At 47.2% G+C, this 26,104-nt stretch carries 21 protein-coding genes; 4 read left to right on the top strand and 17 right to left on the bottom strand.

The annotated features are described in order from the left end of the window. Nucleotides 1-24 precede the first annotated feature (24 nt). Both ACVA58_RS02000 and ACVA58_RS01995 read right to left on the bottom strand, forming a co-directional pair. Nucleotides 25-1,377 carry a response regulator gene (locus ACVA58_RS02000; protein ID WP_446508783.1) on the bottom strand — a complete coding sequence of 451 codons (1,353 nt, stop codon included), beginning with the start codon at nucleotides 1,375-1,377 and terminating at the stop codon, nucleotides 25-27. A gap of 156 nt (nucleotides 1,378-1,533) precedes the next feature. Beyond that, a complete protein-coding gene (locus tag ACVA58_RS01995) occupies nucleotides 1,534-2,856 on the bottom strand; it encodes a Na+/H+ antiporter family protein (RefSeq protein WP_255042025.1) in 1,323 nt (440 codons plus the stop codon). 315 nt (nucleotides 2,857-3,171) lie between these two features. Between ACVA58_RS01995 and ACVA58_RS01990 the strand changes: the two genes are divergently transcribed. Further along, on the top strand, nucleotides 3,172-3,777 hold the full coding sequence (locus ACVA58_RS01990; RefSeq protein ID WP_446508782.1) for a peroxiredoxin C: 606 nt from the start codon (nucleotides 3,172-3,174) through the stop codon (nucleotides 3,775-3,777). A gap of 113 nt (nucleotides 3,778-3,890) precedes the next feature. On the opposite strand, the gene ACVA58_RS01985 is transcribed toward ACVA58_RS01990, so the two are convergent. From ACVA58_RS01985 to rnt, 3 genes are all read right to left on the bottom strand, one after another. Beyond that, complete coding sequence (locus ACVA58_RS01985; protein ID WP_446508781.1) at nucleotides 3,891-6,290, bottom strand: VolA/Pla-1 family phospholipase; 2,400 nt, start codon at nucleotides 6,288-6,290, stop codon at nucleotides 3,891-3,893. A 40-nt stretch (nucleotides 6,291-6,330) separates the two neighbouring features. Further along, on the bottom strand, nucleotides 6,331-7,554 hold the full coding sequence (locus tag ACVA58_RS01980) for an outer membrane protein transport protein (RefSeq protein ID WP_446508780.1): 1,224 nt from the start codon (nucleotides 7,552-7,554) through the stop codon (nucleotides 6,331-6,333). Between the two features lie 411 nt (nucleotides 7,555-7,965). Beyond that, on the bottom strand, nucleotides 7,966-8,634 hold the full coding sequence (gene rnt, locus ACVA58_RS01975) for a ribonuclease T (RefSeq protein ID WP_446508988.1): 669 nt from the start codon (nucleotides 8,632-8,634) through the stop codon (nucleotides 7,966-7,968). A gap of 242 nt (nucleotides 8,635-8,876) precedes the next feature. On the opposite strand from rnt, the gene motY reads away from it, so the two are divergent. Both motY and ACVA58_RS01965 read left to right on the top strand, forming a co-directional pair. After that, nucleotides 8,877-9,734 (top strand): flagellar protein MotY, encoded by an 858-nt coding sequence (gene motY / locus ACVA58_RS01970; RefSeq protein WP_446508987.1) that lies wholly within the window; start codon nucleotides 8,877-8,879, stop codon nucleotides 9,732-9,734. Between the two features lie 118 nt (nucleotides 9,735-9,852). After that, nucleotides 9,853-10,191: a hypothetical protein gene (locus ACVA58_RS01965; RefSeq protein WP_446508779.1), complete on the top strand. Its 339-nt coding sequence runs from the start codon at nucleotides 9,853-9,855 to the stop codon at nucleotides 10,189-10,191. A 74-nt stretch (nucleotides 10,192-10,265) separates the two neighbouring features. Here ACVA58_RS01965 and ACVA58_RS01960 read toward each other — a convergent pair whose 3' ends face one another. The 12 genes from ACVA58_RS01960 to rsxA all read right to left on the bottom strand — a co-directional run bounded on the left by ACVA58_RS01960 (nucleotide 10,266) and on the right by rsxA (nucleotide 23,004). Further along, nucleotides 10,266-11,657, bottom strand: coding sequence for a CehA/McbA family metallohydrolase (locus tag ACVA58_RS01960; protein ID WP_446508778.1), 1,392 nt, complete (start codon nucleotides 11,655-11,657; stop codon nucleotides 10,266-10,268). A gap of 39 nt (nucleotides 11,658-11,696) precedes the next feature. Then, nucleotides 11,697-12,545, bottom strand: coding sequence for an ABC transporter permease (locus ACVA58_RS01955; protein ID WP_446508777.1), 849 nt, complete (start codon nucleotides 12,543-12,545; stop codon nucleotides 11,697-11,699). Nucleotides 12,546-12,579: 34 nt separating this feature from the next. Then, on the bottom strand, nucleotides 12,580-13,704 hold the full coding sequence (locus ACVA58_RS01950) for an extracellular solute-binding protein (RefSeq protein WP_446508776.1): 1,125 nt from the start codon (nucleotides 13,702-13,704) through the stop codon (nucleotides 12,580-12,582). Nucleotides 13,705-13,727: 23 nt separating this feature from the next. Beyond that, entirely contained in the window at nucleotides 13,728-14,684 is a 957-nt protein-coding gene (locus ACVA58_RS01945; RefSeq protein WP_446508775.1) for an ABC transporter ATP-binding protein, read from the bottom strand. 1 nt (nucleotide 14,685) lies between these two features. Continuing rightward, nucleotides 14,686-15,528, bottom strand: coding sequence for an ABC transporter permease (locus ACVA58_RS01940; protein WP_446508774.1), 843 nt, complete (start codon nucleotides 15,526-15,528; stop codon nucleotides 14,686-14,688). Nucleotides 15,529-16,012: 484 nt separating this feature from the next. Next, entirely contained in the window at nucleotides 16,013-16,648 is a 636-nt protein-coding gene (nth, locus tag ACVA58_RS01935) for an endonuclease III (RefSeq protein ID WP_446508773.1), read from the bottom strand. 67 nt (nucleotides 16,649-16,715) lie between these two features. Continuing rightward, nucleotides 16,716-17,411: an electron transport complex subunit E gene (locus tag ACVA58_RS01930; protein ID WP_446508772.1), complete on the bottom strand. Its 696-nt coding sequence runs from the start codon at nucleotides 17,409-17,411 to the stop codon at nucleotides 16,716-16,718. A gap of 2 nt (nucleotides 17,412-17,413) precedes the next feature. Further along, the gene (gene rsxG, locus ACVA58_RS01925) at nucleotides 17,414-18,046 is read right to left on the bottom strand and encodes an electron transport complex subunit RsxG (protein ID WP_446508771.1); all 633 of its coding nucleotides are present in this window, start codon (nucleotides 18,044-18,046) and stop codon (nucleotides 17,414-17,416) included. Between the two features lie 10 nt (nucleotides 18,047-18,056). Then, on the bottom strand, nucleotides 18,057-19,103 hold the full coding sequence (gene rsxD / locus ACVA58_RS01920) for an electron transport complex subunit RsxD (protein ID WP_446508770.1): 1,047 nt from the start codon (nucleotides 19,101-19,103) through the stop codon (nucleotides 18,057-18,059). A 2-nt stretch (nucleotides 19,104-19,105) separates the two neighbouring features. Beyond that, entirely contained in the window at nucleotides 19,106-21,838 is a 2,733-nt protein-coding gene (rsxC, locus tag ACVA58_RS01915; RefSeq protein ID WP_446508769.1) for an electron transport complex subunit RsxC, read from the bottom strand. Between the two features lies 1 nt (nucleotide 21,839). Next, the gene (gene rsxB, locus ACVA58_RS01910; protein ID WP_446508768.1) at nucleotides 21,840-22,421 is read right to left on the bottom strand and encodes an electron transport complex subunit RsxB; all 582 of its coding nucleotides are present in this window, start codon (nucleotides 22,419-22,421) and stop codon (nucleotides 21,840-21,842) included. A gap of 1 nt (nucleotide 22,422) precedes the next feature. Continuing rightward, nucleotides 22,423-23,004, bottom strand: a complete 582-nt coding sequence (rsxA, locus tag ACVA58_RS01905; protein WP_446508767.1) for an electron transport complex subunit RsxA — start codon at nucleotides 23,002-23,004, stop codon at nucleotides 22,423-22,425. An 859-nt stretch (nucleotides 23,005-23,863) separates the two neighbouring features. Between rsxA and uvrB the strand changes: the two genes are divergently transcribed. After that, the gene (gene uvrB, locus ACVA58_RS01900; protein WP_446508986.1) at nucleotides 23,864-25,900 is read left to right on the top strand and encodes an excinuclease ABC subunit UvrB; all 2,037 of its coding nucleotides are present in this window, start codon (nucleotides 23,864-23,866) and stop codon (nucleotides 25,898-25,900) included. Nucleotides 25,901-26,104 lie beyond the last annotated feature (204 nt).

The raw sequence follows: 26,104 nt of genomic DNA, 5'->3' as shown, positions 1-26,104 counted from the left end.
TGAAAGTAGTTCGGTAAGATCCTGTTATGTGGCTTCGTCTAATACAATATCTGTTTGCTCGTTAGTCGCCCTGAGTTTGGTCATGTTCGTCACGGCGATGCGCTGGAGATTGGCAAGCTCTTCGCTGATAGGTGTCTGGCTATGTTGGGGTAGCTGTTGGTAACGCGAGATTTTCTCTTGCTCCCCCAGTTGGCTATAGGCCCAGCAAACCAGAAAGGCTGTCTCGGTATCAATGACTTCTTTATCTTCGATCAACGCAAGTATGCTCTGTGCTTTCTCTGTTTGTTCAATCAATTGTGCTTGGATTGCCAGTAGCGCTTTTTGCGCACCTTTGCCACGAAGTCTACTTTTAGGGTCTTTACACAGCCTGCTCCAAGCGCCATCGATTCGCCAATTTTTTAGTCCGCTGCTGTCATTCTTTTTCTTTAATGCCATTAGGTCGGCAAGCAAAATCATCCCGCGACGACCGGGGTTATCCCACATTGAATGAGGCAAGAGCTGCGCTGTTTTGATCAGTAAAGGGCTTGCTTTATCTAACTCTTGATGAGCAAGATGAACCCAGATGAGGGTTAACGTTTGCTCGATATTACCGCTGTGCAACTGGATGTGGCGCTGGATTGATTCCTCTACTTCATCCCACTGCTCGGTTAAGATGCTGATGGTGGTTTTGAGCTTTAGCAAGCGAACATTAAAAGGGTTTGTTTTGATTAGGCGGTTTACTTGTTCTAATGCTTGCTTGTATTGCTGTTGTGCAACATAGATTTCTGCTTGTTTGACTTTCGCCTGTAGGACGTCATGAACCTGTAATAGGCCGGCCAACATGGCTTGCGCATCATCGAATTGTTTTTGTTCGGTCAGTAGATCAGCGACAAATAAAATGCCGCTTTTTAACGCTGCAGTATCCGGTGCTTTGGCAAATAAAGGTTTGACGCTAGGAAGGCCATTGTTGACATAGACTTGTTGCAGAGTATCGCAATATTCACGTTTCAATAATCCCGCTGAGACTCGTTTGATTATATCTCCAGATCGAATCGGCTTGATCAGGTAACCATCGGGCTCATGTTGCGAGTAACCGAAGAAGACTTCTTGGCTGTCATCACCTGTAACGATGAAGACCAGTGTACGACGCGAAATTAGTTTTTTATGATGGAGATATTCCAGCAGTTGCAACCCAGTACTACCTGTACCCAGATTATGATCAATCAGCAGAATGTCAAATTTGCGTTTACTACATGCGATCACTGCTCCTTTGGCATTGGCGGTACTAATGATGTTATTCATTGGTACGCCCAGCTTCATCAGCAGCGCTCGCGTTGTAGTTTGAATTATGTTGCTGTCATCAATAATCAGATAAGAGGACTGCGCAATAATCTCCATATTTCATCCTTGATATAAAACTCCTTGTATAAACTATAGAACAGGAAATGTCTAAATAACCATTTAATTTAACTGGTTTTATTAGGTGAAAAAAAAGCCAGCCGGAAAACCGGCTGGCCTATGTAATTGTTAGGTGTAGAACCTGATTTACTTGTGCTACAGCACCATAGAAGCAAGCCAACCAAATGCAATAAGCGGTAGGTTGTAGTGCAGGAATGTTGGGACAACCGAGTCCCATACGTGTTCGTGTTGTCCGTCTGCGTTCAAGCCCGCTGTTGGACCGAGTGTGGAGTCAGAGGCTGGCGAGCCGGCGTCACCCAGTGCTGCTGCGGTACCGACCAGTGCAACTGTGGCCAGTGGAGAGAATCCAAAGGTCAGACATAGCGGTACGTAAATGGTAGCCAGAATTGGGATAGTCGAGAACGAAGAACCGATACCCATGGTTACAAGAAGCCCAACAACAAGCATTAGTAGTGAAGCCAGAGGCTTGTTGTCACCGATAATATCAGCCAGTGAGTTAACCAGTGTTTCTACACCGCCAGTCGCTTTCATTACAGAAGCAAAACCCGCTGCGGCAATCATGATAAAGCCGATCATCGCCATCATGTGAACACCTTTGGTGAATACATCGTGGGTTTCTTTCCACTTGATCACACCACCGAAGGTGAAAACCATAAAGCCGACAAGGCCACCAACGATCATCGAGCCGCTATATAGCTGGGCACCGAGAGCCGCGACAATTGCGCCTACAGCGATGTAAACATGCTGCATGTTGATTGTTTTGTGTTCTGGCTCTGACGCGAGGATTTTCTCTTCCGAGTACTCACGAGGTTTACGGTAGGTGAAGAATGTTGCCAGCAGCAAGCCGAATACCATTCCTAATGCAGGCAGCAACATAGCAACTGGCACTTGGCCAGCGGTAACGTCTAGGCCGTTATCGTGTAAGTTCTTCAACAAGATATTGTTAAGGAAAATACCACCAAAGCCAACAGGCAGAACCATATAAGGTGTCACCAAACCAAATGTCAGCACACAGGCAATTAGTCGGCGGTCAATTTTTAGCTTGGCGAAAACGTGAAGTAGGGGGGGGATCACAATTGGGATAAACGCAATGTGAACAGGGATCGCATTCTGAGAAGAAATGGCTAGAAGCACAAGAATGATTAAAACAGAATACTTAACGCCCGTGGCAGCAGCTGCATTGTCATGGCCACTGATTCGCTTGATCACTTTTTGCGCTAGGACATCGGTAATGCCAGAGCGAGAAATCGCAACAGCAAAAGTACCTAGCATGGCATAGCTCAATGCTGTGGTGGCACCGCCACCCAAACCGCCTTCGAAAGCTGAAATGGTTTCCGAAAGAGGCATCCCGCCAATCAGGCCACCAATAATGGCACTGAAGGTAAGCGCTACAACAACGTTTACTCGCAATAATGCGAGTAAAAGCATGACGCATACCGAAATTACTACTGGGTTCATAAACTTAAGATCCGTCCATTGTGTTATGTCGTGAATTGCTTGAAGCTTGCACGTTATGCGCAATATTTCTTATTTATTTTGGCTGTTTTGCTCAAAGTAAATCAATTTACAACATGTAGAATAAAAATTCATGTTGTGAGGGAATTTTCTTTTATTGTGCAGCAGGTCTAAGCCTTGTCACATTACCCTGTCTATACTGGTTTCGCCATTTTGGTATGAATATTCGGCAGTAGTACATAAGTATTACGGCGTGATCTTATCTTGGTTTTGGGTTTCGGATCAAAGATAACCCAAACCAACAACATGGAGTTTGTTATGAGTGTTCTAGTTGGCCGTCCGGCTCCGGACTTTACTGCAGCGGCAGTACTTGGTAACGGTGAAATTGTTGATGCCTTCAACCTACACAGCCATATTGCAGGCAAGCCTGCAGTGCTGTTCTTCTATCCACTTGATTTCACTTTTGTATGCCCATCGGAGCTGATCGCCTTTGACAAGCGTTTAGCTGATTTCCAAGCTAAAGGTGTGGAAGTGATTGGGGTATCCATTGACTCTCAGTTCTCTCACAATGCATGGCGTAATACAGCCGTAGAAGACGGTGGTATCGGCCCTGTTCAGTACCCGCTGATTGCCGATACTAAGCATGAAATCTGCCAAGCTTACGATGTTGAGCATCCAGAAGCGGGTGTTGCATTCCGAGGCTCGTTCCTGATTGATAAAGAAGGTTTGGTTCGCCATCAGGTCGTTAATGACCTACCACTGGGCCGTAATATCGATGAGATGCTGCGTATGGTTGATGCCCTTCAGTTCCACGAAGAGCACGGCGAAGTGTGTCCTGCGCAGTGGGAGAAAGGTAAAGAGGGTATGGACGCGTCTCCACAGGGTGTAGCGGCGTACCTGTCTGAGCACACCGACGACCTATAAGTTCGTGTGCGCTGACTTGCTGCTGAGCATTAATTCGGTTTGGTGGTGAGGGTAGATAAAAAGAAGGCTAGCCGAATGGCTAGCCTTTTTGGTTGAGACTTATGTCAATCGAGTTATTTTATCAGCGTGTCATTACCGACCACCACGCCTTGTCCCGCGTTCGCTGAGAAGGTGGCGACTTGTAGTTGAGCTTCATTAGTTGCAGCTTGAGCTTCAGAAGGTGAAATAGGGTTACCTTCACCGTCTACAAGTTGTGGACCAATTACCGTACTGTGCTGGGCTTTTGAAACATCAGCATTGAAACGGGCGATGTGTTTAACTTCCCCTGTAACACTCCCTGCTAACGCGGTCAGATCTAGCTGCTTCACTAGTGGCTCAGTACCACCAATACCGAACATACCTGTGTCATTTGGTACTACACTATCGCCCTCTGCTTGCATCACATAAACTGGGCCGTTTACACCTTTGGCTAGGTTATAAGGATCGACGGTATCCAACACGGTTTGGGCAGCATAGGCAAATGAGGTGAACGTACTGTCAATCTTGGCTTTGGTTGTATCATCTAGGCTGTTATAGAAAGTTGTAAAGCATGCGCCGCCATCTTCAGCGCTGCCACAAGCTGCAATATACGCCGCTTCATCGGCACCCACTAATAGTGAGTGTTTGATGGTCGGGCCGAAGGTTGCAGACTCTAGCAATAGAGATGGGATGCCACCACCTGGGTTGGCAAATGCCCCTGAGGTGAAGTTAAACATCGCATCCGCAGCAGGTATGCCCATGTTGTCATTACCCAAGCGGTAAGTACCAATACCAGTGATCGCACCCAGTGAATGACCGAAGAAGCTGACATCCATGACGTTCAAGCTTGGGAAGGTAGGTAGTCCACTCATTGCCATGACGGTTAGTGATGTACGAACACCGAGATCATCAATGATACTCTGGCGAATATTGTCACGGGCAACGTTTAAGTATTCCAGATTCATATAAACGTCAGCGGTTGCGCCGGTGGTCACTGTACCGTCGGCAAGGGCACGTTCACCATGAAGTGGGTGGTCAATAGCAACAATGGCTTTCGGAGCAAGAGATGCAGCCGCTGCAGCACCGATATGCTGAGCACCAAATAGGTAAGCGGTTTCTTTAACTGAAGTAATACCATGCTGGTAAACAACAGCACCGGGTGTTGCGTTAGGTGGGAGAATCATCAGAACCGGTACTTGGTCAACTGATTGTATTTGCGGTAGTGGACTGTATTGGGTCACTAGACGCTCTTCGTCAAGTTGCGAACCATCAGCCAGCGTGACTTTAAGGCCAATTAGCTTGATGAACTCGGTACTGTCGCCAGCAAGCAGCTTGGCAATATCGATACCGTCTAAGGATGCCTGAACTGCAGCTTTATCAGCATCAGAGCCGTTGGTCATGACATTGCTGATTTTGGCAAGGCTAGGTACTGCACTCTGCCAAGGGGTTTTCTTCCATGCTTCGTCTTCAGTGTTGCTGTTGAGGAAGTTTGGTAAACTGACGGTACCAGTATAAATCCTAATAGCATTTCCAGTGTAACCTGCAACTAGCGCGTCAATAGTGTCTTGGTCATTGCCAACCAAGGCTCTCAGAGTTGCATTATCATTGAAGAAGCTTTCAATATCAGTGACTTCACTGATATTCATCTGGTATAAGGTAGACAAATCAGCATTATTTGGGTTGGCTTCACCCTTCAGAATATCTTCAGCTTTGCCGCCGGCTTGTACCGTAGCAATCGTCTGGGCAATGATTGATTTGGTGGTATCAAGTACATCACCCACAGATGCTGTTGTGAACCAGCTTGAGTAGATGATTGACTCGGAATCGATGTCTTTTGCTGCTGCGATAGTGGCTTCTATTGCATGGGTGACTTTTTGCGCGTCAATAAGGTCACTGCTTGGTGGCTTAACGGTTGTTTTCAATGCAGCATATGATTCAGACATACCTACAGGTTCGCCTTCGCCATCAACCAAGGTATCGGTTACTGCAAACATGTATTCTGATTTTGGATTCAATGGATTGGTCGGAATAACGGTTAGATTGCCATTCAGGGCCACAACCGTGAAATCTTCACCATTGACCAAGAGATCTTTCACCTGCAGGTCGCCTGAAAGTGGGCTGGTGGTCTCAATCAGGTGGAATGCGCCTTGTGCGCTCATCATATTTAAATCGCCATCGAACGGCATGACGATTGGCTGCGAGACACTCCAGCCGTCGGTTTTACCCAGTGCGGTTAGCGGATCAGACAAATCTGTGTTGTAGTTTTCATCCCCCACACTACCTTCGGTTGATAGGGTACCGTCAGTGCTATCCATGGCCAAGAACGTTGGTAGGATCGGGGCGGTCAATACATCAAATTTGATTTTGGTGTCGGCCTGAAGGCTTTTGACGATGTGATCTTCGTAGCTGACTTTATTCTCGACTTTGGCGTCATTGCCACAGCCAGCCAGTGCCAATGAGGCTGCAATGCTCAGTGCTAAAATACTTTTTTTCATTGTGGTGTTCCCTTAACTGAATTTATGTCTACCTAGCGGTTTAGAAGATGTAATTGATCTGCGCAGAAGTCAGGTACGCATCATTGCTGGCGTGGAATGTCTCGCCACTTTCTTCAAAGCTATTGCTCTTGCCGTAGAGGTAGGTAAAGCCAAAGTCGAACGTCATCTGGTTGCTGTAGTTGTAAGTAAAGCCAGCGGAGTACCAGTAGCGATCGGTATCAGGGATACTTAGGGTTGATTGGCCTGCTTGTTCATCGAATGCAAAGCCGGCGCGAAGGATCCAGTCTGGGTTTAGGTTGTAGGTTGCACCAATGGAATAGCGGAAGTTATCGTCAAAGTCTTCTTCTTTCAGTAGGCACACATTGTCGACACACTGATCGCTAGTGGCACGTAGCTCTTTGAACTTGCTCCACTGGATCCACTGTACGCCGTAGTGAACTGCCCATTGGTTGTTTAGCTGATGGAAGCCGCCAAACTCAGCGATAGCCGGGGTGATCACGTTCAATTTGCCGGGTACGGTATCGCCTGCATCCCCGTCTTTTAGAAACGCACCGGTGTAGTCGGTGAAGTCACCGTCAAACTTCAGTTCAACTTCCGAGCGGTAGCTTAGGCCGAATCGGTTATCTTTGTTTACTTCATAAAGGAAACCGATGTTCCAACCCCACTCCCAAGTATCCCCTTCTAGTTTTAGGAAATCTGCACTTGGGTTTGATGGCTGAAGGCCGCCGTAGTGGCGAATTAGCTCAGCATCGGCATACACCAAGTTAACCCCTGCACCAATACTGAAATTTTCGTTGATACGGTAAGCAATATTAGGATTAAGGTTCAGGGTCAGAAGATCGGTTGTACCTGCATCGGTGCCATAAGTGAAATCGGATGGGTATTCAGTGGCAAAACCATAGTTGGTAAACATTGCCAGACCCCAAGCAAACTTGTCGTTAATAGGCTGGATGAAGTAGCCTGCTGGAACGACGGCTGTTGGAGCAACATCTGTGGCCTTTTCACCGCTTGATTGTGCTGTGATATCTATTTGTGGGTCAATGTAAGAGATAGCACCGGAAAACTGCATCCGGTCGAACATAGTCATCGCCGCTGGGTTACGGGCAAGGACTGATGCATTGTCTGCGACTGCAACTTCCCCTGAGAATGCGCGGCCAAGGCCGGAGGCAGAATGTTCGTTAACTTGAAAGCCGGCAGAATGAGCATTGAGACTGAGTAGCGCTGCGGATACGGCGAGAGCCGTTAGAGTAATTTTCTTTGTCATTATTATACGTGCCTTTTAGAGTGGGTTACTTCTTGTTCTTCGATCCATGAATGAAAAACGCAAAAAGGTGTTACTGAACCATGGGGTTTCGGAGGGAGTCCTTGGTGACAGGGGAACAGCATATTTGTTCACACGCAGGGACGCATAAACGATAAATAGCCAGAGGTTATCGTTTATGTAGTGATACCACTTGAAACAATATGAAACAGTTGGGGCAGTATAAAACGGGAATTTAGAATTGTTAACCTAGTGTAACGCATTGTTTTTGAAAAACATGTCTAATTGAGCAATGTTTAATTGGGTTGCGTTTAAAACAATCGCTTAAAAATATGAGCTTGTTTGAATAGAAGTGTGACCAAGCCCATACTTAACGGGCTTGGTCGGAGGTCTGATGAGTTGGTTTTGTTTGAATTATTCGCTCTCGACGCTATCGTCTGTTTGACTTTCTAGCAGTGGCCATCCGCCCAATTTTTTCCATTTGTTAACAATCTCACAAAATAACTCAGCAGTTCTTTCGGTATCGTACAATGCGGAATGGGCTTCTTTGTTGTCAAAATCGATTCCGGCAGTGGCACAAGCCTTAGCTAATACCGTTTGCCCGAATGCCAAACCGCTCAATGCTGCAGTGTCGAAAGTCGCGAATGGGTGGAATGGATTTCGTTTCAACTTTGCTCGTTCTGAAGCTGCCATGACAAAGCTGTGGTCGAAGTTGGCGTTATGGGCCACCATGATGGCACGAGAGCAGCCTTGCGCTTTTTGCTCTTTGCGGATCTGCTTGTAAATTTCCTTCAGGGCCGCTTCTTCCGAAACAGCGCCACGTAGTGGGCTGAATGGGTCGCGAATACCGTTGAATTCCAAAGCTTCTTTGTGAATCACTGCGCCTTCGAAGGGGGCGATGTGAAAGTGCAGGGTCGTCGCTGGTTTCAGCCAACCATCTTCGTCCATCTGAAGTGTGACGGCACAAATCTCAAGCAATGCATCCGTTTTGGCATTGAAGCCTGCAGTTTCCACGTCAATGACGACTGGGAAGTAGCCGCGAAAGCGACTTTTCAAAGTATTTAGTTCGTTATCTTGGCTCATAAACCGGCAAATCAATGTAAAATAGTCGGCCATTATGTCAGATTCGATGGATGAGCTAAACCTTTCCTGTCCGGATACAATATCATGTAGCGGAAAGGTGAGTGACTTGGGTATAAAGTTTTTTCGGTATTTTCCGATATAATAAACAGCCGAAAAGATATCGCGTACGAACAAGCAGCGTGAAGGGCAGGACAGCAGCAATGGGTGGAACAATGGCTATCTCGAAAATTCAATATTGCACTATGGCATCTCTGTTCGCCATGGTGATGGCCAGTGCAGCGAGCGCAACACCGGTCTATGTTGCCCAACCTTCACAGTCGACGTGGAAAGTAGCGGTAGATACACCACTTGAATGCCGGATGCTTCATACGATCCCCAATTATGGCGAGGCCCAATTTACGTCGAAAGCGAGTAAGAAAATTAATCTCGACTTCGAATTGAAGATGCGTCGGCCGATGGGTGAGACGCGCAATGTAAACCTTGTCTCGATGCCCCCGCGCTGGATGCCGGGAGATGCTGCACAGCCGATCACCAACCTGACATTCTTTAAACAGTTTGACGGCTATGTGGGTGGACAAACTGCTTGGGTCATATTGTCTGAGTTGGAAGCGGGGCGTTACCCAACGTTCAGTTATCAGGACTGGCAGCAGCGAAACAAGCGCATTGATGTGGCATTGTCAGCGGTTACCTTTCGTCCGGCGTACAATCAGTTCAGCCAGTGCCTGGATAATTTGTTGCCGTACAGCTTTGAGGATATCGCGTTTACGGTACTGCATTACGATCAGGGTAGCGATCAACTTAACAAAGCGTCACAGCAGCGCCTGGCCCAGATTTCAGACTTTGTTCGCTATAGTGATGATGTGGATTTGGTTTTGGTTGCGGCCTATACCGATGGTCAAGGTGGTAAAACGGCAAACCAATCCTTGTCTGAACGCCGTGCTGAGCGTCTAGAGGACTATTTTATGGCAATGGGCCTTCCGGAAGATCGTATTCAGGTTGAAGCTTACGGTGAGCGCCGTCCCGTTGCGGATAACAGCACACCAATTGGCCGCAATAAAAACCGTCGGGTTGTCATTTCTCTTGGCCGTACCATCATTTAGCGGCTCTATTAATACACTGACTTGATGGCATAAATGTGCTGTCTTAAATTTGTATACATCAGCTTACGCCCAACAAGCTAGATTTATTGGGGAATAATAACTAAGTAAGGTGGTGGCTATGAAAAACATTCTATGGATTTTGCTGTTTGGTGCTGGCTGTGCTTTTGCCCAGAATGATGTGGTGGTAGACAGTAGTGCTGACCAAATTGATAAAGAGTTAGCGGCTGAAGTAAAATCACAGCGCATAACCCAAGAGCAGGCCAAAGAAATGGATCTTAATCGTGCTGAGACCTATGAGGTCTCTAGTACAGTCAGTGTTGATAACCTAGAGATTCAAATTGCTGAGAAGCTCAAAGACAGCATCATGCCTTATTACTCGATAGAGTTTAACGATCCTACCAGTGACGATGAGAGCTATGTTGCGACGGTCACTGAATATTTCGGTAAAGTTGAGTAATCTCTGGTGCTGATGTGGAAAGACGCCCGCTGTTGCGGGCGTTTCTGTCTTAGTGGAAGAAGAAATCTTTTGTCTTAGTGATAATAGAAATCAATGTGGCTCTTCAATGCCAACCACTCTATAGGTTTCCGCTTGCGCTCGCCGCAAAAAATCGGGTTGAAGAAGGCCTTGAGATTTCCCTCGCCATTTCTGGCCTCTATTCGGGCAAAGTCACCTTCTGTTAGGGTGAAGCTAAATCCTACTTCACTGCTCTCAACTTGTTCCACGATCTCGCCACTCAATATTAGTTGCCATTTAACGCTGTCTTGGCAGGCACCATTGAAGTGGATTGGTGAGTGAGCATCAACCGTTTGGCCCCACAGCAAAGATGCTCCTGTGTCCTGTTCACTAAGTTGATATTCAACCTCGCAGTCTTTTGTGATGAAGCTGCTCCCTTGTTTAAGGGCAGAGACAACCGAGGCTGGGCTGAGTGAATTGGCTAAAAAGTGGGTGATGGGTTTGCCTGGCAAAATATATTCCGATCTGGCTTTGGCGTGAAAATCACTGCCACCAACGGCAAAAAGTCGGTAACCGCGGCGCCATAGTTCATCAAAGGCTTTCACTGTTTTGACATCGTCAAGGCTTATTTTGCCTTCTCGGTAAGGGCGACAAACCTCAATGGTGTCGAACAGGGTAATATCGAAATTGTATCTTGCCCCAGTGTGCGGGTTGAATGGATGGTTAAGAGAAATGAGTGCACCTTGCTCCTTGGCTGCCTTGATACACAGCTCTGCGGCTTCATGGACTGTTTTGGCCTGTTTGGTGAGTGAGTGAATGTCCAGCGGCTGGGTTAAACCAATGAAGTTGATATGACCATTATCATCTAAGGTCAGTTCCATGGAGTATGTCGGTTGCTTGTCATCACGTAGCGAGCGAACAGCAAGGTTGTGATCGGTGATGGTATAGAAATCTAATCCTCCTTGGCGGCATAGTTCATCCAGGTGTTGTCTCGATTCGTTACCATCGGACACGTGGGTGTGCATATGGAAATCGCCTTTGTACCATCTCGGTGCACTGCTTGTTGCCGCGCTTGCCGTCTTTTTGAAGTCAAATGCCATATTGGTACTGTCAGCATGGATTTCACCCTGATGAAGCGAAACTTGTCCATAACCGCTAAGAGGATGAAAGTGGCTGACCACGATTTGCCATAACCCTGACTCTTCAAGTGCTGGCAGGTGGAAATGAGCTAATTGGGATTTGAAAGTCAGCGAGCAAACAAACTTATTCGATGGTGAGTAAATACTGACAAGAGCATGCTCAAAAGGGACATCGATTAATTGGATATTCAATGGGTGGCCAGCGTTCGCGACGAAATGATACGTCATCGCTTTTGGCGAGTATGGATCAAGATTATTTCTGATCGTTTGGGGATCACTAAACTGAACATCAATAGTTAGCGGCAATGTTGGGTGTATCACGGTATTCACTGAGCCATCCATAAGAATTTAATGTGAAAATGAGATCGATTAATTAAACGTGCTTTTTTTATCGTTAAACATGATGCGGATATACAAGGCACCGACGATCGATGAGATAGCGAAAATAATGACCGACAGTGCTGCTGCTCGTGAGTAATCTTGGTAAACAGAGAACTCTTGGAACAAGTTTACCCCTAGCATCTTCACGGCATTCTCACCCATTAGGAACGGGGTGGTGAAAGCACCCATGGTGCTGATGAAAACGAAGGTTGCCGCAAGATAGATCGTATTTTTAATATGTGGGATCACTATCTTAAACAGAATATCGAGGCTCTTAAGGCCAATGTCCCTGCCTGAGTCAATTTGGTTGTTGCTGATTTTGTAAAGTGCACTCATGATCAACAAGGTGGCAAAAGGGATGTTGAACCACAGGTTCATGATAATAATCCCGGTATCGGTGTGCAGCAGTTGAGGTAGGAAACGTTCGCCGGTTAGTTGGTAACCGATACGGGTTAGGCCACCACCATTGCGGATCACCGACATAAAGGCAAATACCGCAATCACGCCCGGAACAAATTTTGGCAACAGGATAATTTTTCCGATCCAAAACGCATTTTTGGATGAGGTAAACCGCAAGTAAACCGATAGTGTCAGTGAGAACAGCACGGTCAGTGCCACAGTCCATAACACAATAGAGATGGTGTACTTGATATTGGTTTGAACGTTACTGTCTGTTAGCAGACTGATGTAGACATCAAAGTTATAACCGCCAGCCCCATCAGAGAGGCTGGTAACAAAAGAAGAAAATACGGGGTAGGCAACAAAGCATAATAAAATTGCCATCGCTGGCATCATTAGGCTTATTCCCAGTACTGCTTGTTTGTCAAATTTATTCATTAGCTTATTCATTGCAACATACCCCGCTTTTCAATTACTTGTTTAGCACTGCAACTTTATTTGCCCACTGGCGTTTCAGTTGGTTTTCTAGGTTACCCAGTGTGTAAGTGCGATATTCACTGACCTCTAGACCACTCAGTGAATTAACAACGTCACTATCTAGCTCTGCATTGGCAATAACAGGGATCGCTTTTTGCTCTTTCACGAACAGGTTCTGTGCTTCGGATGAAACAACGTAATCTACAAACTTCTTCGCTGCTGCTTTTTTATCTGAGCTTTCAGGGATGGCAAGGGAAACCAAGCTACCGGTGAATGCCGGTTCAAGCTGGGTGATGGCAATAGAGTCAGGGATCAGACCGCGTGATTTTTGATCCAGTACCATGTCAGCCCACATCGGCGTCATGTCGATTTCGCCAATAGCAAGCAAATCAAGTGCACCTTGGTTCTTGAACGGGTAATGAACGCGGTTGGCTGTTTGGTACATGAAAGGGTGAAGCTCTTCCAGTAGTTCAAAGCCTTCAGACCATTGTTGTGACCATTTATCGTCACTTGACGTCATCGCTTCTTGTGGCAGGGTGTTGTACACCGAGCTCACAAGGAATGAGTCACACGCACCGCCGGTTCCAGGCTCACAGTAGGCAAAGCGTTGCGGGTTGTCTTTGATCCACTCAACCAACTCGGCAGATGTTGTCGGGACGTTTTTCACATCTTCCTGATTGTAGGCCAGCACGACGGTGGTACCGCGGTAAGGGATTGAATAGCCATGTGAATCTGCGTTATTCGCAATGACGTTTTTCAGGTTAGGAATAGATGCTTCGTCCAACTTCGCAAGTGATTCAACGCCAGCTTGTGAGATGATATTGGTAAGCTCTGACTGAGAGACTTCCAGAAGGTCGATGCCAGAGTTGCGACCGGCTTTATGAGAAGCAATCAGGCGATCAGCACCTACCATACCGCCAGTGCCAGATGGCAAGAACTCAAGGTTGACCTTGATGGTTGGATGGCTTTTTTCGAAATCTTGGATCACTTTGTCCCAAGTTGATTTAACGTTGTCAGAACCACCAGAGTATAGGTTGATGGTTTCAACCGTACTTGCAAACGAGGCACCAGAAGCTAACAGGCTGATAGCGACAGCCAAACGAGAAACAGTAGATTTCATCGCAGTATTCCCTTAGATTTCGATTAAATAGACATAGAGTTATTGATTTTCAAACCAACGGTTTCGTTGGCTTGGATATGTGGGTATTCGTTGGAGGTCATTGCGACACGAATTTCGCCGTATTGGGTGTCGAGGATTAATTTGGAGTACAAGCCGAATGACATTTTCGATTGCACGACACCGGTGAAGTCGAAATCGTCTTCTGCTACTGAAATATGCTCAGGCCTGAAGGCAATGGTCTCTTCACCTTTTTCAATGAAGTTCATCTCACCGATGAACTCAGCAACAAATCGCGTTTGCGGCTGGTGATAGATTTGATCTGGCGTGCCGATCTGTTCGATGCAGCCCTTATTCATAACGATGATCCGATCAGACAGGCTCAAGGCCTCTTCTTGATCGTGGGTAACAAACAAGATAGTGATCCCCAGTTGATGCTGGATCTTACGCAGCTCTTCTCGCATATAGCGGCGGATCTTGGCATCGAGCGCCGAGAAGGGTTCATCCATCAGTAGTACTTTCGGCTTCAGCAATAACGAACGGGCAATGGCGACACGTTGCTGCTGACCACCAGAAAGCTGATCGGGGTATTTATCAATGTGATCATCCATCTTGAGGATCTCAAGCATTTCGCGAACACGGGCTTTGATTTCCTGCTTGTCGACTTTGCGAAGCTTCAGGCCCAAGGCCAGGTTCTCGAATACCGTCATGTGCGGCCAAAGGTTATAACCTTGGAAGACCATTGAGGTAGGGCGCTCATCTGGGCTCAGCGATGAAATATCATCACTGTCGATACACACTTCGCCCGAGTCGATATCATTGAAGCCACCAATAGCGCGAAGAACGGTGGTTTTTCCGCAGCCTGATGGGCCAAGTAAAGAGACGAGTTCACCGTCACTGACATGGAAGTTAACGCCTTTGACGCCATCGCCACTTGGGAAAACTTTCTTTAATTGATGAACTTTTAGCTTATGAGCAGGCATCTTACATCCCTTTACTTTCGAACATTGATTTAAACAGTACGCTGCGTTTTGCAATGAAATACACGGCGGTTAGCAGGAGAATGATTGGCACGATATAGACCATGGCGAATGCCGCCGCGGCTGGCATAGGGGTATCAAAAATAACGCCGTACATCGCTGTCGGTAGTGTTTTGTAATTTGGCATGCCAACCAATAGGGTACCGGTAGATTCTTCCAGTGATTCGAGGAAGGTGAAAATTGTGGCTACGGCAATCCCCGGGGATGCGAGCGGTAATGTGACCCACCAGAAGGTTTGCAAACGGCTTGCGCCAACATCACGGGCAGCTTCTTCTTGGGCCCGCTGGATGTTCTTGAATGCGGCACTGGTGATCCAAGTCATGATGGTTAGCGAGTTGATGATATGGATAATCATCACACCGGTTAGGGTCCCGATAAGGTCGAATTTGTAGAAAACGACACCAATACTGATGTACAACCCCATTTTCGGGAATGCATTTGACAGCAGGAATGAGAACAGGAAGAAGTGCTTGAAGGGGAACGACAAGCGGGCCAGTGCATAGGCGGCTGGAATACATACCAGCAAGGATAGAGCGGTTGAGACAATAGCAATCATATACGAGTTATAGAAAGCACTCGCCACACCGTCTCGCTCGATAATAAATTGAAACCAGCGCAGAGACATTTGCTCTGGAATATAGTTTCGCTCGAATGCATTGTATCTAAATGCTTCCATAACCATATTAGTCAGCGGACTAATAAAGAATACAACAAAGGAAATAAGCAGTAATAGCTCTAACCAGTTCGTATTCCTAGCAAAGTAAAGTGACGCTCTGTAAAACTTCATCGTGCAGACCAAATAAAAATTTCCGGCAATATTGACGATGAATTGTTTATTTTTTACTACACCAATATTAAGAAAATATTCAGCGTAGATGACATTACCAGTAATAACGATTGTATTTTTATTTATGCTTTAATTTCAATTGAGTTTATACTATTGAATCTTATGTATTTTGTTACGTCATCACCAATTTTTGTGGTGGCATGTATTTACTTTTATTTGTGATTTATAACATCGATATTTTTTATTTGTATTCTATTAATAGCGTTTTTATCTTGTGATGATATTTATTTAATTCATAAACTATTAACGTTAAAAGTATTGATTTCTGCCTTTTAAATTATTATGAAATATTTTAGCTTTCACATGAAATAAAAAAGGAACAATTTAAGCATCGGAAAAGTAGAGGAAAGGGAGGTGAATGTAGGTAAAGATACTGCCAGTCACTTTTGGGGTTAACCGGCAGCATTAAGTGGGGTAAGCTGAGTTAAATCTCAGTTTTTTCTTTGTATTCACACAAATCTTCAATGATACAGCTGCCGCAGCGTGGCTTGCGCGCTACGCAGGTGTAACGTCCATGCAGGATCAGCCAGTGGTGGACATCAATCTTGAACTCTTTAGGAACAACTTTCAGTAGTTTATCTTCGACTTGATCGACGTTTTTCCCCATGGCGAACTTAGTGCGGTTCGATACACGGAAGATATGGGTGTCGACAGCTATCGTCGGCCAGCCAAAGGCAGTATTGAGTACCACATTCGCTGTTTTACGGCCAACACCCGGTAGGGCTTCAAGTGCTTCACGGCTCTCAGGTACTTCACCTGCATGTTTCTCAAGCAAGATCCTACAGGTTTTGATGACATTTTCAGCTTTGGAGTTAAACAAACCGATGGTTTTGATATATTCCTTTACGCCTTCTACTCCCAAATCAAATATGGATTGTGGGGTATTAGCGACAGGATAGAGCTTGTCGGTGGCTTTATTGACACTTACATCAGTTGCTTGGGCAGAGAGCAAAACTGCAATTAACAACTCGAAAGGGGTGCTCCAGTTTAGCTCGGTTTCTGGGTGGGGATTCTCCGCACGTAATCGTTCCAGAATTTCGATGCGCTTTTGATTGTTCATACTTACTTCCAGCGATATAGCCAACATTGTTCTACTGGTGATCCTTCACCAGCAGTTTAAGATTATTTTAATTTGTCGTCGTGACGCGGGCACGCTCAATAACAGGCTTATCCTGCGCCTTGGCGGCTTTCTGTTCACACTTGTTATCAATAACATTTTTTAGGGCAATCATAAAGCCTACACCAATGAAAGCACCCGGCGGTAGGATGGCAAGCAAGAAGCTACTGTCAAAGCTGAATACTTCGATACGCAATGAGGCGGCCCAATCGCCGAGTAGGCGGTCTGCACCATCAAACAGTGTGCCGTTACCCAGAATTTCTCGCATCGCGCCCAATACGACCAAGGCTGCGGTCATACCTAAGCCCATCCATAATCCATCCAGTAGGGCTGGGATAGGATCATTCTTAGAGGCAAAGGCTTCAGCGCGGCCGATGATGATACAGTTGGTCACGATCAATGGGATGAAAATCCCCAGTGATTGATACAAGCCATAGGTGAAGGCATTCATAAGCAACTGTACACAGGTAACCAGTGAAGCAATGATCATCACAAACACCGGAATACGGATTTCTGACGGAACCCATTGCCTAACCAAAGAGACAATCAGGTTTGAGCCAACCAGTACGGCAGTGGTTGCCAACCCGAGGCCGAGAGCATTGGTGACCGTCGCTGATACGGCAAGAAGCGGGCAGAGGCCCAATAACTGGACAATTGCCGGGTTATTGTTCCACAAGCCATTTTTCATCAGTTCTTTATTCATCATCTTTACTCCCCCTGACAGTTCAGTGGCTGTTCGAAAAGGCGTTGCTGGTTTGCTTGGTAATATAGCGATACGTTTTTTACCGAGCCCACGACAGCACGAGGGGTAATGGTTGCCCCGGTAAACTGGTCAAAATCCCCTCCATCTTTGCGGACGGCCCAGCGGGTGTCTTTCTCACCGTCTAGACGTTTGCCTGTAAAGCTGTAAATCCAGTCGCTGATACGGGTTTCGATTTTATCACCCAGTCCTGGGGTTTCATTATGGCTCAGGATCCGAACACCGGTAACGGTACCCTCTAGGTTGAGCCCGACAATAAGCTTAATGGCACCGCTGTAGCCATCAGGTGCAATCGCCTCGATAGCCATACCGACTTTCTTGCCGCCTTTCTCTGCGATATATGCAGGCATTGGACTGTCGGTACCCAAGTACTGCTCGCTGGTAATCAAGGTGCAGCTTTTGTATAGCTCGTTGTCATGGCTTTCTGCTGGGATAACTTGATTGAGTACCTTGAGTAGCTCTTGTTGTTGCTGTTGCTCAATTTTACCCGCCGTAAGGAGGTTGGTTACCGACACTAAACTGGTGGCCAGAATGGCGAAAATTGCCAAGGTGCCACCATTTTTCTTCATTGCATTAAACATGGTTGCTTCCTTAGTGGCCAAACGTGCGTGGGCGGGTGTAGTAGTCAATCAGTGGTACGCACATGTTGGCAAGCAGGACACTGAATGCCACCCCATCAGGGAAGCCACCGAAGGTTCGGATCAAAAAGATAAGCACACCAATCAAGGCCCCAAAGATCAAACGGCCTTTGACTGTGGTCGAAGCAGAAACCGGGTCGGTTGCGATGAAGAAGGCACCGAGCATGGTTGCCCCAGAAAATAAGTGAAATAGCGGTGAAGCCGTATTATCCGGGCTGATCATAAATGCCAAGGTGCTGATAATAAATAGGGCACCCAGCATCCCTACCGGGATATGCCATTGGATCACGCGCATTTTCAGCATGATTAGGCCACCAAGCAAGAAGCCAAGGTTGACCCATTCCCAACCGATACCACCAATCAGGCCAAAGACGGGACCGGATAGGATCTCTGTTGCAGTGTGACCCGTGGTCAGCGACGTTTTCAGGGTATCGAGCGGTGTCGCCATCGTTACGCCGTCTACTGACATGCGAAGTTGGTGGACACTGAATCCATCTTGGGTGAAGCCCGTTAGGATCGCGTTCACACTATCAACTAAAGTGACAGGCTCGGCAGCCAGTGACTGCGGTGGTAGCCAAGTGGTCATTTGCAATGGGAACGAAATAAGCAGAACGACATAGGCGACCATGGCCGGGTTGAACAGGTTCTGCCCCAAACCGCCATAAAGGTGCTTGGCGATGACAATTGCAAACAAGCAACCGATCACGCAGATCCACCAAGGAGCCAAAGGCGGGATGGAAAGGCCAATTAATACACCGGTTAGCAGTGCGCTATTATCCCTTAGGTAGGGTATTAAAGGGCGTTGACGTAACTTTAAAATGATCGCTTCGGTTGTGACACATAATGACGCCGCCAATGCGATTTGGAGCAGTACGCCCCAGCCAAAAAAGTACCACTGGGCGGCGACGCCCAATGTTGTACAAAGGATAACAGTACGCATCAAGCTACTGGTGCTTCGGCGACTGTGGGCATGGGGAGAGCTTGCAATATTAAAAGCCACTGTTAGTTTTCCTCATTTTTTTCTTGTGCTTCTTTAGCGGCTTTGCGCGCTTTGGCACGGGCAACGGCAGCCACGACAGCAGCTTTCTTCGGATCCACCTCGGCTTCAGCAACAGGCTCTGCAGGTTTTACGTTTTCTGCTTGAGAGTCAGTTTGAGCTTGTTGCGCCGCTTTGCGTGCTTTGGCACGGGCAACGGCAGCTGCGACAGCAGCTTTCTTCGGATCCACCTCGGCTTCAGCAACAGGCTCTGCAGGTTTTACGTCTTCTGCTTGAGAGTCAGTTTGAGCCAGTTGCGCCGCTTTACGCGCTTTAGCACGGGCAACGGCAGCCGCGACAGCAGCTTTCTTCGGATCCACCTCGGCTTCAGCAACAGGCTCTGCAGGTTTTATGTCTTCTGCTTGAGAGTCAGTTTGAGCTAGTTGCGCCGCTTTGCGTGCTTTGGCGCGGGCCACGGCAGCCGCGACAGCAGCTTTCTTCGGATCCACCTCGGCTTCAGCAACAGGCTCTGCAGGTTTTACGTCTTCTGCTTGAGAATCAGTTTGAGCCAGTTGCGCCGCTTTGCGGGCTTTAGCACGGGCAACGGCAGCCGCGACAGCGGCTTTCTTCGGATCGGTCTCAGAGGCTGGAGTATCAGCTTGTTCCGGCCCACTTTTCGTGGCTTGGGCCGTTTTACGGGCTTTGGCTCGGGCAATGGCTGCAGCAACGGCGGCTTTCTTCGGATCGGTCTCAGAGGCTGGAGTATCAGCTTGTTCCGGCCCACTTTCTGTGGCTTGGGCCGCTTTACGGGCTTTGGCACGGGCAATGGCGGCAGCAACAGCGGCTTTCTTCGGATCGGCCTCAGTGGCTGGAGCATCAGCTTGTTCCTGTTCACCTTCCGTGACTTGGGCTGCCTTGCGCGCTTTGGCACGGGCAATGGCTGCAGCAACAGCATCTTTTTTGCTGTCGGCAGGTTGGTTGGAAGCGGTATCTAATGCGTTTTCAGATGTAATTTCTGAAGTCGCTAGTTTAGCCGCCTTGCGTTCACGGGCTTGGCGTTTACGCTCTTTGCGTAGTTTTGCCATGTCACTGTTGTCAGGCACGGCACTGCTAATTTTTGGTGTTGCTTTATCGGCATTGGCAGCTTCTGCTTGCTTGGCTTTAGCGCGGGCAATGGCGGCAGCAACGGCCGGCTTTTTGTCACCATTGTCAGGTGTGGCAGCGGCTTGTTTGGCCTTAACCCGGGCAATAGCTGCTGCAACGGCATCATCACCGCCTTTAGTGGCCATATCTTTGCGTCTGTCTTCAGCCGCTTTTTTGAAGCGGTTTTCACGGGCAGCTTTATCGCGCTCGAATCGAGCTTGTTTAGCTTCAAAGCGCTGCTTAGCACGTTCTGCATTGGCTGCTTCTTGCTGGTTAGCCCAAATCTCGGCTTTGGCCTTGCGGTAATAGTTAACCAGTGGGATTTCACTAGGACAAACGTAAGCACAAGCACCGCATTCGATACAGTCGAACAGGTTATACTCTTCACATTTATCGTAGTCTTTATCCTTGGCATACCACTGCAACTGTTGTGGCAACAGTGATGTCGGGCAGGCATCAGCACAAGCGCTACAGCGGATACATGCCATTTCGTGGGTATGAACTGGCAGTTCGCGACGCTTAGGCGTCAAGATACAGTTAGTGATCTTGGTGATCGGCACATGGGCATGGGGCAGGGTAAAACCCATTAAAGAGCCACCAATAATCACACGCGGGTATTTTTTGTCCGGTTTATAGCCAAAGTTGTCGAGCAGGAAGGATATCGGTGTACCCAAGCGAGCAAATACGTTGCCGCGCTGTTTGAAGGCTTCACCTGTCAGGGTCACGACGCGCTCGATCAACGGTTCGCCGTCAATAATCGCACGTTTGACCGCAAAGGCCGTCCCGACGTTTTGCATCACGACACCCACTGCAGATGAGCGTGATTGGCTTGGTACTTCACGGCCGGTAAGCACTTTAACCAGTTGCTTGGAGCTACCAGAAGGATATTTGGTCGGGATCACTCGGATAATAATGTTGTCTTCTGGAGTGACACACTTTTCAAGCGCTTTGATCGCATCCGGTTTGTTATCTTCAATACCGATCAAGGTGAGCTTTGGTTTCACTATATGGCGTAGGATCCGTATTCCTTCGAGCACTTCAGCGGCATAATCCTGCATCAAGCGGTCATCGGCAGTAATGTACGGTTCACACTCAGCTGCATTAATGATCAGAATATCGGCCAGCCCTAAACTACCCTGCAGTTTACGCCCGGTAGGGAAGCCTGCACCACCAAGACCAGCTATTCCGCTCAGGCGGATCGCATCGATCAGCTCTGCAGGTTCAAGTGATTCGTAGTCGGCAATCTTATGTTGTGATCCCCACAGATCTTCGCCATCACTCTTGATGACAACACTTAAATCGCTAAGGCCAGAAGGATGAGCTGTGGTTCTTTGTTCAATCGCCGTCACGATACCAGATGTCGGGGCATGAATAGGTACACACATACTCATGTCACTTTTGGTCAGTGGCTGGCCTTTTAGTACTTTGTCGCCGACACTGACGAGGATCTCGCCTTTGGTACCGATGTGCTGCTTGAGCGGTAACACCAGTTCGTCTGGGATGCCAGCTGGTGTAATTGCAGTACGGTTCGACAGTGTTTTATTTTCGGATGGGTGAATACCGCCTGGGAAATCCCACAGCTGACCCTGCTTGATTTGTTCGATAATAGACAGCATGTTACTTCACCGTGCTTTCAGTGTTTTCGACTGGAATATTTGTAACCGGGATCTGGTTCATATCCCATTTCCAGTTCTCTGGCGTCGTTTCTAGCGGTATCATTTCAATACAATCGGTTGGGCAAGGCGCAACACAAAGATCACAGCCGGTACATTCATCCTTGATAACGGTATGAAGCGCTTTGGTGCCACCGACAATAGCATCGACAGGACAAGCCTGGATGCATTTGGTACAGCCAATACACATGTCTTCGTGAATAAAGGCCACTTTCTTGATACTTCTTTCAGCATCATGGGCTGACTCTTGGACTTCAACGCCCATCAAGTCTGCTAGCTTCTCGATTGCTTGTTGGCCACCAGGTGGGCACTTATTAATGGCATCGCCATTTGCGATGGCTTCGGCATAAGGGCGACAGCCTGGGTAGCCACACTGACCGCATTGTGTCTGCGGTAAAATCGCATCAATTTGCTCGACTATAGGATCGGCTTCGACTTTGAATCGGATCGAGGCAAAGCCCAAAATCAGACCGAAAATAGCGGCCAGGGCTGCAATGGCAATCACAGCAATGATTAATCCACTCATGTTACAGTTTCACCAGTCCAGTAAAGCCCATAAAGGCAAGTGACATCAAGCCTGCAGTGATCATGGCAATCGAGGCACCCTTAAATGGTTCAGGTACATCTGCGGCAGCAATCCGTTCACGCATCGATGCGAATAGAATCAGTACCAGAGAGAAACCAGCAGCAGCACCGAAACCATAAATAACCGATTCGATAAAGTTGTGACGTTCATTGATGTTGAGTAGGGCAACACCCAAAACGGCACAGTTCGATGTAATCAATGGTAGGAAGATGCCGAGAAGACGGTAAAGGGTTGGGCTTGTTTTGTGAACCACCATTTCAGTGAACTGCACGACGACAGCGATCACAAGGATAAAGCTCAGCGTTCTGAGGTATTGGATACCCAGAGGTACAAGAATATAAGTTTCGACTAAGTAAGCACACACTGACGCCAATGTGAGAACAAAAGTCGTAGCAAGCCCCATCCCAATGGCAGTCTCCAGTTTCTTGGAAACCCCCATGAAGGGACAAAGTCCTAAAAATTTAACCAGTACAAAGTTGTTGACCAACACTGTACCTACGAGAAGGAGTAGGTATTCAGTCATACCGCATAATATTATTTGCAAAAGATCTTTATATTATCTTCCTTTGTCGCACCTATAACAACTCCCCAGCAGCAGGGTTTTTCCACTTCGACGACCTTTTCGCCATTCATTGCTGCAAAGTTAATGCAACATTATCTGTTATTAACATTTAAGTCGGTGATTTTATGTGCCCAGATGACTTTATGAGATTCTTGAATGGGTGGTCAGAATCGGTATGAAAAATTTTCCAGACTATTACTGGTTGATTTATGTACACCTAATCATTTGTACGCAGAAATTTAATGCACTAGTCATTTTCCTGTCTAAAAAAGGCTTGATTTCCATCAGCCCAGTCGGCACAAGGGTTTAGCTTAGTTATCCACGGAAACTGTGGATAAGTGTGTTAATTGATCCTTGGGAACTCGGGGTAGAGTTCATCCTCATGGCATTGCGGTTAAATTGTGAGCAAGATCGGATATGCAATAAACCACTGTTATAGGGGGAGTGATAGAGGGGAATAATGTGCTGGTATAAAAAGTTAGAGTGATTACTTTAGCGGATATGTAGATATAAGTGTGCTGTGAATTGATATAAATCAAATCTTGGATAAGCTGTGGAAAGCTAGTTTAAATACAGTTTTGAATTTTTTATATAAAAGTTTAACTGACTGGAGGGTAAACAGACTAGGGTTGCTGCGTGGGCGGTGATAGTACGTAGAAAATGGGCAGTGGTCAAGATTTATTATTATGATTAAGTTCCCCCTAGCCCTGTAAACGGGCCCTTAAAATATGGGGCTAAAACCAGTAGGGGTTATTGACATAACTTTCAGTCGTAGGACAATGGTTAGCAACACTGATCATATAGCCAGTACGGAATCATGATGGACAAGTCTAGCTCTAAAACCTTTACTCTCTCTTCCCGCTATTCTCCTTCTGGTGATCAGCCTACGGCTATCCGTAAGTTACTTGAAGGACTGGATGCCGGACTGGCCCATCAGACCCTATTGGGGGCCACGGGTACGGGTAAAACTTTCACTGTCGCCAATGTTATTGCCGAGACGGGGCGGCCAACGATGATCTTGGCGCCGAACAAGACATTGGCGGCACAATTGTATGGTGAGATGAAGGAATTCTTCCCGGAAAACGCCGTTGAGTATTTTGTTTCTTATTACGATTACTACCAACCTGAAGCATACGTACCAACGACGGATACCTTTATTGAAAAAGATGCGTCGGTGAATGCGCACATCGAACAAATGAGGCTCTCCGCGACGAAGGCGATGATGGAAAGGCGTGATGTCATCATCATCGCGTCGGTATCGGCTATTTATGGTCTGGGTGATCCTGATTCCTACTTGAAAATGATGTTGCACGTTCGTCGTGGCGATATGCTCGATCAGCGAGACATATTACGTAGGTTGGCGGAGTTGCAATATAAACGCAATGACATGGCGTTCGAACGAGGAACATTTAGGGTGCGAGGGGAGGTGATTGATATCTTTCCTGCGGAATCTGAGAAAGATGCCATCCGTCTAGAGCTGTTTGATGATGAAGTCGAGTGCATTAGTGTCTTCGACCCCCTAACGGGGACGCTGTTAAATCGTGATTTACCGCGTTGTACTATTTATCCGAAAACACACTATGTGACTCCCCGAGAAAAGGTACTTGAAGCCATTGAAGGGATCAAAGTTGAACTGGAAAGTCGTAAGAAGCAGCTGTTAGAAAATAATAAATTGGTTGAAGAGCAGCGTATTAGTCAGCGAACCCAGTTTGATATTGAAATGATGATGGAGTTGGGTTTCTGCTCGGGGATCGAAAACTATTCCCGCTACCTCAGTGGCCGAGCTGAGGGTGAACCGCCACCGACACTATTTGACTATTTGCCAGCCGATGGCTTGCTCATTATCGATGAATCCCATGTCACGGTATCGCAAATTGGTGCCATGTTTCGCGGAGACCGTTCGCGCAAGGAAAATTTGGTGGAGTATGGCTTCCGCCTTCCATCTGCATTGGATAACAGGCCATTGAAATTCGAAGAGTTCGAGTCTTTAGCACCCCAGACGTTATACATCTCGGCGACTCCGGGTAAGTACGAAATTGAAAAGTCCGGAGAGGATATTGCAGAGCAGGTTGTGAGGCCAACTGGCTTGCTGGATCCGGAAATTGAAGTGCGCCCGGTCGCGACGCAGGTCGATGATCTTTTGTCAGAGATCCGGATCCGTGAAGCTAAGCAAGAACGGGTGCTGGTGACGACCCTGACCAAAAGAATGGCGGAAGATCTGACCGAGTATCTAAGCGAGCACGGTGTCAGGGTGCGCTATTTGCACTCAGATGTCGATACAGTCGAGCGGGTGGAAATCATTCGCGATTTACGTTTAGGCGAATTCGATGTGCTGGTGGGGATCAACTTGCTGCGTGAGGGGCTGGATATGCCGGAAGTGTCGCTGGTGGCGATCCTTGATGCTGATAAGGAAGGTTTCTTGCGCTCGGAGCGTTCGTTGATCCAGACCATCGGCCGCGCTGCCCGTAACTTAGAGGGCCGGGCAATTTTGTACGCCGACCGGATCACTGGCTCGATGGAGCGGGCAATGGGCGAAACAAGCCGTCGCCGTGATAAGCAGAAAGCTCATAATGAAAGAAATGGCATTGTCCCTCAGGCGCTCGAGACGAAAGTGTCTGACATTATGGAGTTGGGGGCACCAGGTAAGGGCAATAGAGCCAATCGTGCCGCGCAGCTTCACAAGGTTGCCGAGAAGAAGGGCACGTATTCCACTATGTCACCTCAGGAGTTAGAAACGGAAATTCTGAAGATTGAAAAAGAGATGTACGATGCCGCTCAGAACTTGGAGTTTGAAAAAGCGGCTGAGCTGAGAGATAAAATCCACACCTATCGTGAGCAGTTTATTGCTAATAGCTAATGGCTCAAATATATGGGGCAGTGAAAAATAGGCAAAAAAAAAGCCAACCGATAATAAGTTCGGTTGGCGTCATTGTTTTAGTGAAAAAATTCCACAAACAACGTCAGTTGGCTAGGTTGACTCTCAGGAAGAGTCATACTGATTAAAGCAGTATGCGTGCCAACTTTTCATAGTCCTCTTTTATTGCACTTTTTAAAGGGGTTA

The organism is Photobacterium sp. DNB22_13_2 (genome assembly GCF_052873915.1).
The sequence above is the reverse complement of the archived record's forward strand: the minus strand, read 5'-3'. Positions and strand labels throughout refer to the sequence as shown.

Bases quoted from the DNA above. Each gene is read 5' to 3' on its own strand.
- ACVA58_RS02000 (WP_446508783.1), bottom strand. From the start codon at position 1,377: ATGGAGATTATTGCGCAGTCCTCTTATCTGATTATTGATGACAGCAAC.
- ACVA58_RS01995 (WP_255042025.1), bottom strand. From the start codon at position 2,856: ATGAACCCAGTAGTAATTTCGGTATGCGTCATGCTTTTACTCGCATTA.
- ACVA58_RS01990 (WP_446508782.1), top strand. From the start codon at position 3,172: ATGAGTGTTCTAGTTGGCCGTCCGGCTCCGGACTTTACTGCAGCGGCA.
- ACVA58_RS01985 (WP_446508781.1), bottom strand. From the start codon at position 6,290: ATGAAAAAAAGTATTTTAGCACTGAGCATTGCAGCCTCATTGGCACTG.
- ACVA58_RS01980 (WP_446508780.1), bottom strand. From the start codon at position 7,554: ATGACAAAGAAAATTACTCTAACGGCTCTCGCCGTATCCGCAGCGCTA.
- rnt (WP_446508988.1), bottom strand. From the start codon at position 8,634: ATGAGCCAAGATAACGAACTAAATACTTTGAAAAGTCGCTTTCGCGGC.
- motY (WP_446508987.1), top strand. From the start codon at position 8,877: ATGGCATCTCTGTTCGCCATGGTGATGGCCAGTGCAGCGAGCGCAACA.
- ACVA58_RS01965 (WP_446508779.1), top strand. From the start codon at position 9,853: ATGAAAAACATTCTATGGATTTTGCTGTTTGGTGCTGGCTGTGCTTTT.
- ACVA58_RS01955 (WP_446508777.1), bottom strand. From the start codon at position 12,545: ATGAATAAATTTGACAAACAAGCAGTACTGGGAATAAGCCTAATGATG.
- ACVA58_RS01950 (WP_446508776.1), bottom strand. From the start codon at position 13,704: ATGAAATCTACTGTTTCTCGTTTGGCTGTCGCTATCAGCCTGTTAGCT.
- ACVA58_RS01945 (WP_446508775.1), bottom strand. From the start codon at position 14,684: ATGCCTGCTCATAAGCTAAAAGTTCATCAATTAAAGAAAGTTTTCCCA.
- ACVA58_RS01940 (WP_446508774.1), bottom strand. From the start codon at position 15,528: ATGAAGTTTTACAGAGCGTCACTTTACTTTGCTAGGAATACGAACTGG.
- nth (WP_446508773.1), bottom strand. From the start codon at position 16,648: ATGAACAATCAAAAGCGCATCGAAATTCTGGAACGATTACGTGCGGAG.
- ACVA58_RS01930 (WP_446508772.1), bottom strand. From the start codon at position 17,411: ATGATGAATAAAGAACTGATGAAAAATGGCTTGTGGAACAATAACCCG.
- rsxG (WP_446508771.1), bottom strand. From the start codon at position 18,046: ATGTTTAATGCAATGAAGAAAAATGGTGGCACCTTGGCAATTTTCGCC.
- rsxC (WP_446508769.1), bottom strand. From the start codon at position 21,838: ATGCTGTCTATTATCGAACAAATCAAGCAGGGTCAGCTGTGGGATTTC.
- rsxB (WP_446508768.1), bottom strand. From the start codon at position 22,421: ATGAGTGGATTAATCATTGCTGTGATTGCCATTGCAGCCCTGGCCGCT.
- rsxA (WP_446508767.1), bottom strand. From the start codon at position 23,004: ATGACTGAATACCTACTCCTTCTCGTAGGTACAGTGTTGGTCAACAAC.
- uvrB (WP_446508986.1), top strand. From the start codon at position 23,864: ATGGACAAGTCTAGCTCTAAAACCTTTACTCTCTCTTCCCGCTATTCT.